The 7035-nt window shown below is 57.6% G+C and carries 4 protein-coding genes and 1 pseudogene; 4 read left to right on the forward strand and 1 reads right to left on the reverse strand.

Features of this window, described 5'->3' with window-relative positions; translation table 11 throughout:
- Positions 1-265 precede the first annotated feature (265 nt).
- Positions 266-739 (forward strand): hypothetical protein, encoded by a 474-nt coding sequence (locus tag Q4543_RS23350; protein WP_303442357.1) that lies wholly within the window; start codon positions 266-268, stop codon positions 737-739.
- 221 nt (positions 740-960) lie between these two features.
- Positions 961-3780 carry a TrlF family AAA-like ATPase gene (locus Q4543_RS23355; RefSeq protein ID WP_303442359.1) on the forward strand — a complete coding sequence of 940 codons (2820 nt, stop codon included), beginning with the start codon at positions 961-963 and terminating at the stop codon, positions 3778-3780.
- Between the two features lie 232 nt (positions 3781-4012).
- On the opposite strand, the gene Q4543_RS23360 is transcribed toward Q4543_RS23355, so the two are convergent.
- Positions 4013-4708 carry a helix-turn-helix domain-containing protein gene (locus Q4543_RS23360; RefSeq protein WP_303442361.1) on the reverse strand — a complete coding sequence of 232 codons (696 nt, stop codon included), beginning with the start codon at positions 4706-4708 and terminating at the stop codon, positions 4013-4015.
- 616 nt (positions 4709-5324) lie between these two features.
- Between Q4543_RS23360 and Q4543_RS23365 the strand changes: the two genes are divergently transcribed.
- Together Q4543_RS23365 and Q4543_RS23370 are read left to right on the forward strand one after the other, a co-directional pair.
- Positions 5325-6431, forward strand: a complete 1107-nt coding sequence (locus Q4543_RS23365; RefSeq protein WP_303442364.1) for a site-specific integrase — start codon at positions 5325-5327, stop codon at positions 6429-6431.
- A gap of 352 nt (positions 6432-6783) precedes the next feature.
- Positions 6784-7035 (forward strand): annotated as a pseudogene (locus Q4543_RS23370) (hypothetical protein); the annotation flags it as partial.

The raw sequence follows: 7035 nt of genomic DNA on the forward strand, positions 1-7035 counted from the left end.
GTCACACCCGGCCGCGCGCTGCGCTACGCCGGGGGCTCCGCGCGCGGCCTCCTACACCAAGCGTTGGGACACTACCGAAGATATTTGGTTGGTCAACGATCTCCCAGCTACAGAACTGACGTTCCCGGCCCAGAGCGGACATCCAACGTCATAGACATCGCTGCGTTGCAATCCCCCGAAAGCAGTCATTGCCCGCAGTCAATAAGTGAAGCAGCTTCACGTGGGTGGCCTTATACACTCTTACATCGGATCAATGAGGTGCAGGATGAAGCTTGAAGAATACTATCGGCCTAGACTATCTGAAGCAGGATATGACCTCTTGGCCGTGTTTAGCCGGTTTGAATACGCAATGAAGAAGGGCGGATTTCGCCGGGAGGCCTATCCGGATGCCGCTTGGTACACTTTCGCTCAGCGCCTACCGCAAGAGTTCTTCCAAAAAATGGCGGGGTCTGACGAAGCGAAAATATACTTCGAGGCTCCTCCGGATCACCTCGTCACAACCGATGATGGTGGCGTAGACTGGTCAGGAAACCCCGTTGCACCAAACGATACAGCAAGCCTCTTCCAAAGTATTAAAACCGCTCGAAACAACCTGTTTCATGGCGACAAAAAGCACGACAACCATCGTGATACCCAGTTGATGCAAGCTGCGCTCTTTGTGCTGAATGAAGCCTACCATGAAGCAGAGCGTGCAGATGGGTTTGAAGATTTCCTTGGTGCGATGGAGTTTGGACTGTAGCCGACCCAAAGTGGACGGTCAGCTGTCCGGAATACTACTTCGCGGCATTCTTCAACGCCACCCTTCAGCAGTTGCGGGAGCAAAACAAAGGTGACCAACCTTGATCCCGAAACGCATCGCAGGCATTCGTCGGACGGCGCCACGGTTGCTGGGCGATGTCCGTATTACTCCGTTTGAGTTTGGATCACGCCGACTGACGACGATTCTTTTGGAGGTGGAGAATGAGGGACGACCTTACAAACGGCGCAGACAAGGGGGCGCACTTTTACCGCTGCGATTTTCAGGTTCATAGCCCGAGAGATCGCCGATGGACAGGCCAACCGCGAATTGATGACGAAGACCGAGCCGAATATGCCGCCGCCCTTATCGCTGCGTGCCGGGAGAAGGGTCTGGACGCCATTGCCATCACTGATCACCACGACATGGCCTTCATCCCCTATGTCAGGCAGGCCGCCGCGCAGGAAACGGATGCGGAAGGTAACCCCTTGCAGGTCCGCGACCGTATCGTCGTCTTCCCGGGAATCGAGCTGACCCTCGCTGTCCCCTGCCAGGCAATCCTCCTCCTGGATGCTGATTTTGAGGACAACCGCTTTGATGCCGTCCTGACGGCATTGACGATCACGCCCGCTCCGTCAGGCGACGAAAAGACGATTCAGACGGAACGCCTTGATCACATCGATTCCCTGAGGACCCTAAAGTCCAAACTGGACGAACACAGCTGGCTCAAGGACCGCTATATCATTCTTCCAAATGTCAGCGGCGAGGGAAAATTCTCTTTGCTCCGTAGCGGTATGGCCCAAAGATACAAGGACATGCCCTGCGTCGGGGGCTATCTGGACGGCTCAAAGGACGGGCTGAAACCGGGAACTCTGAATATTCTTGCGGGGAAGGAAAAGGCCTGGGGCCACAAGCGCATCGCCTGCATCCAGACTTCCGACAACCGCCGCGAAGATCACGCCGATCTCGGCAAGCATTCGTCATGGATTAAATGGGCCAGCCCGACGGCGGAAGCGCTGCGGCAGGCATGCCTAGCCCAGGAATCGCGTATTTCCGACACTGAGCCAAGTGTCCCTTCGGTCGTCATTACGTCGATCAGTGTACAGAACAGCTCTTTCCTCGGGCCTTTAGAACTTGCCTTCAATCCTCAGTACAACGCGCTGATCGGCGGGCGGGGCACCGGAAAGTCCACAATCCTTGAATATCTGCGGTGGGCGCTGTGCGACCAGCCTCCCGCTGGAAGCGACGACGACACTCCCGACTACCAAGCGCGCCGCGCGCGGCTGATCGAGGGAACGCTCAAGCCTCTTGGCGCGACCGTTGATGTCGCTTTCACCGTGAATGGCGTGCCTCATCTTGTGCGAAGGGCCAGCAAAGACGGCACCGTGCAGATTAAGGTTGGCGACGATGAACTGCGGCCCTGCACCGAGAACGAGGTACGCACCCTGCTGCCTGTTCAGGCCTACAGCCAGAAGCAACTCAGCAATGTCAGTGTTCGCCTGGACGAGCTTGCAAGGTTTATCGCCGCGCCGATCCGCACCGAACTCGGGCAGCTCGAACGGCAGATGGACGAACAAAGTGAAAAGCTGCGCAAGAGCTATTCCACGAGGCAACGCCAGAAGACCATCGAAAAGGATATCGCCCGGCTTACCCTGGAAGTCCGCTCCTACCAGGAACAGGCGAGCAGCATACGCGCATCGCTCGGCGGGCTGTCGCAAGAGGACCGGACGCTGCTGGAGCTCGGATCGCAATATGACAGCGCCGAACAGGCCTTGGATGCCCGCAAGCAGCGTTTGCGGGATGCGGGCGGGCGGATCGATCAGCTGCTCGAACTGCTCGGCGGCGAAATCCGCGGAGACCTCGCGGGGCTGCCCGATGAATTTCCCGAAAAGGCGCTGATTGCGAAACTGTCCGCCGAGTACGACGCACTGGTTGCCGGAATCGCAAAAGCGTTGCACGGGGCCAAGTCCGGCATCGATCAGGCCCTCGCAGAGCGCGAAGACAGCAAATGGTCGCAATGGAGCGTAAGGCTTGAGGCCTACCGCCACGCCTATTCCGTTGCACTGGGCAGATCGTCCGCGCATCGGGATCGGATGGAGCAGCTGAAGTTGCTGGAAGCCAAGGTCGCATCGCTCCAGAAGGAACATGCCCGGCTGTCAGACGAATTTATATCGCTCCAGAAGGCCGGAGAAACCTATCAGGCCGAACAGGAGAGGCTGCACGAACTTAGAAGGCAACGCGACGACCTGATCCAAGGACAGTGCGAGGCTCTGACTGAGAGATCCGGCGGTGCCGTCCGCGCGATTGTTCACAGGTATTCAAATGCAGATGCGTTTTCAGAGTTGCTGAGAGAACGTCTGAGCGGTTCGGGAATCCGCAAAGACCGGATCGAGCGCATTGCCGAGGCCATTATTGAGGCGGATGATCCTCACCGCTCATGGCTCGGCACGCTTGAAGACCTCGAGACCTTGGCGAACTTCGATCCCGACAAAGATTCAACCGAACAGCTTCCCGAGACCCCGTTTCTCACCAGCGCAGGCGCGACCAAGGGCGATTGCGATAAGCTCGCTCGCAAACTTTCCCCCGATGACTGGCTGTCACTGTCCCTAACTGAAATCCAGAGCGAGCCCCATTTCGAGTACCGTTCGCGCGAGGGAGAATACATCAATTTCTCGAACGCCTCGTCAGGCCAGCAGGCAACGGCGCTCCTGCGCACGCTTCTGAACCAGGCAGGGCCGCCCCTTCTGATCGACCAGCCAGAAGAAGACCTCGACAACCCCGTGATGCAGGAAATCGTCGAACAGATATGGGCGGCCAAAAAGCGGCGTCAACTCATCTTCGTCAGCCACAATGCCAATCTCGTCGTCAACGGGGACGCAGAGCTTGTCGCCTGGTGCGAATACCGCAAGGCGGGCGATCAGTCCGGCGGCAAGATAGCGGGAGAGGGGGCCATCGACATTCCAGATGTCCGTGAGGCCATCAAACGCATCATGGAAGGCGGCGCTGCAGCGTTCAATCTTCGCAGAGAGAAGTATGGCTTCTGATCCGCCGGTTCGTGTATCTCTCGACCGAGATTTCGCCAGACCTGCGCTTCGCACGGCCTGGCGCATTGTCCGCTGCGTGACGCCCCTGAACGACCGCTTTCCCAGTTTTGCTGGAGGTGACATACCGCGCAGCGAACGGCGGCTCGCCGCCCAACCTGCTGGAAGGCGGGGTGCCGAAACTGGTGATGGACCATGTCTGCTCCGGACTAAATCTACGTCATCGCGCCCCGATCTAATCGAAACATTTATTTTCTGCGTATCGGGCCCGTCGTTGCGCTCTACGCTCCTCCTCTTGCTTCGCCCTCCTGCAATCTTCGTCGGCATCCCAGCCCCAGCCACCATCCTGATACCATTGTTCAAGGTGGGACCACTCCTCTTCCACGCGCGCGGGAACTGAGGTCGTCTCGCTTGCGCCGAGTTCCGTGATTTCGCCCGCTATGCGCCGTGCGGGCTCTTCGGCATCTACGGGTAAGTAGAGGTCTCGCTCTGAGAACAGGTTTATCGCCTGGTGGTAGCGATCTATGACTGCATCGCGTGTGCTGGCCGCAACAGGATCTCGCCGGACGTTAAGGAGGTCATGTATGTCTACATCACCCCGCGCCAGAATCTGAAGTAGCAAGGAACTCGGCATATCGCGTTCTCCGCTTTCGTAGCCGCGATAGGCTCGTACGGAGCAGCCCAGCTCTTCTGCCATTTGATCCTGGGTGAGGTCGCGGCGACCGCGGTATTTCCGAAGCCCTTGGCTGAGGCTTAATTCACGGCGTCGACGGATGCGTTCAAAGGTTCGGGCCTCTTCGGCCTCTTCGTGCCGCGCGTCTTGAGAACGCTCGATCTGCTTCCGCCCAATCCAGCCCTTTTGCTGCGCTGACATGCCTGGGCGAATCACCAAATTGTCTTGGTTTGGGTCGGGCTTGAACTGAAATGGCATTGAACGTTCCTTCATCAGATCGAAAACCTGCCAGATTGTGCCGCTTTGTGGGGCTATGAGAAAACATAATAATTTCATTTACTTGGTAGATTTGCGCGAGCCATTATAGCAATAAGAAAGCGGTTTGGAGGCGCAAATGAACAATACATTTGAGAACGCAGTCACGCCAGAGGTTTGGTGCGAGCGGCTGCGCTCACAAGGAGCAGAGGTTTCAGCGCGCGTTTTGCGGGCGAAGGCTCGCTCGTGTGGACATTACTACGCCTTGGGCCGTGTCATGTTGCTGTCGGCAGAGCATGTCGAGGCGATCCTGTCTGCCGAAGGAGCACGGGTTCGCAGGGGTGGGCAGACTGCGAGGAGTTGGTCTCATGGGAAGTGAATTCGATCGAGATCGCGATTCATCCGCTCGCCAGGAGAAGGCCCGATGTGGTTCGACTATCCTGGACGCGGGCAAGTCCCCCGCAGACTGGGTTTCCTGGTTGGAGGAGTACCGCCAAATCAACATCGCCGAGCGAACGTTGCGGGAAAAAGCCAATCGCCTAGGTGCGTGCTTTCGTATCGGCAATGCCATGATCATCACGCCCGAACAGATTGATGAAATTCTGACGGAGGATTGGAAGTGCCGCTCGAACCGTACCTCAGAGGCAAGGTCTATTGGGTCAAAGGCTGGATCGAATACAACAGCCGCCCGATCGCCGGCCCATATCGACAAAGCACGAGATCGACTTCGGAAGCTGGCGCGCGGGACTGGATAAGCGAAGAGACCGAGTTGCAGATCCGCAAGCACATCGTTGGCGAAGAGCGGGCCCTTCGCTTCGCGGATGCAATCGAACTCTACCAGCCCGACAGCAGGAGCGCCCGCCAGCTGCTACCGATCCTCGATGAGATTGGCAGTTTGCCTCTCGCGGCCATTACCGGGCGATTGCTAAAAAATCTCGGACCGAAGCTGCGCCCGAACGCCTCCACAGATACTTGGTGGCGGGAAATCGTGACGCCAGCGCGGGCGGTCATCAACAATGCGCACGAGCTGAAGGGGACGCCGCTGCTGCGGGTGCGGCGCTACGATCAGTTCGAGCGGAATACTCAAGACAAACGTCGGGGCAAGACGAGCCGGGTGGAGCGGGTGCCGGCGACCCGTGCTTGGATCGACGATTTCTGTGCCGAAGCTGATCCTTACAATGCGGCCATGGCGCGCTTCATGTTCGAAACGGCCGCCAGGATTGATCAGGCTGTTTCTCTGAAACCAGACGACCTGCGCCCGGAGAAATGCCAGGTCCGGGTCAAAGCTCAGAAGGGACATCCGGAAAGCTGGATCACTGTCTCGCCGGAAATGATGGAAGAGTTGCTGGAGCTGCGCCCCAAGCGCCCTCGCAACCGCAGAACCGGAGCGACTTTGCCGCCGCGGATATTCGGGTATGCGAGCTCGACCGGTTATAATAGCCGCTGGAAGACAATCTGCCGTCGTGCCGGTATTCCGTATCTCTCAGCTCATGCCGCAGGAAGGCACGGGTTCTTCACTGAACTGGTCATCCGGCAGGGTATCGATCCGGTGACAGCCGCGCGAGCGGGGCGTTGGTCAGACGCTAATTTGCCGATGAGCATCTACGCCCATCCGGAGACCGACGAGGCGGACATTCGAGCGCTTTTTCGTACATCCCGTGTACAGACGCGCTTATCGGGAGACGGTAACATTCAGAAATCAAATGGAGAAATAGAAGATGAGTAACACCCTCCTAAGGGGCAGGTTGCAGGTTCGAATCCTGCCGGGGTCACCACTTTTAATATTTGCCAAAAACAGCTAATGTCTGCGCAAAAGCAAGCAATAGTCTGCGCAAGACGATGCCCATGATGCCACAAGAATCATATTTTATATATTAACTTCAGTATGTTGAGGTTTGTTTTGGCCGGTAATAGGCTGCGCCCGTACCGGCCTCTTTCGCGCTGATTTGACAGCCAGATCGATTCCCTTTCACTGAATGACACCAAGGTTCCGGAACCTTTCATCCCCCGTCTTTCAGGCCTGCCAGGCCCGAGAGCGCCGCCGCGGCCTGTATGCCGCGCCTTGAAAGGAGTCCGCCATGACTCGCGCGACCACCACGATCCCGTTCAGCACAATCAAATTTATCGACAACATCCCGCGCCTGTCTGATCTGACTGAACGGCTCACGCAGAAGTTGCGCGAGATCCGCATGGAGCTGAACCAGCGTGAACCCGCCAGAATAACCGCGGCAAAAGCGCAGAGCAGATATGACCGGCTCTGTTGCACAAAGCCTGTGAGGGATTCACCTTGCGAATCCAGTGCGATAACTGGAGGGGATGAGCAGACCGAC

Source organism: Salipiger sp. 1_MG-2023 (assembly GCF_030547555.1).
Classification (GTDB): domain Bacteria; phylum Pseudomonadota; class Alphaproteobacteria; order Rhodobacterales; family Rhodobacteraceae; genus Salipiger.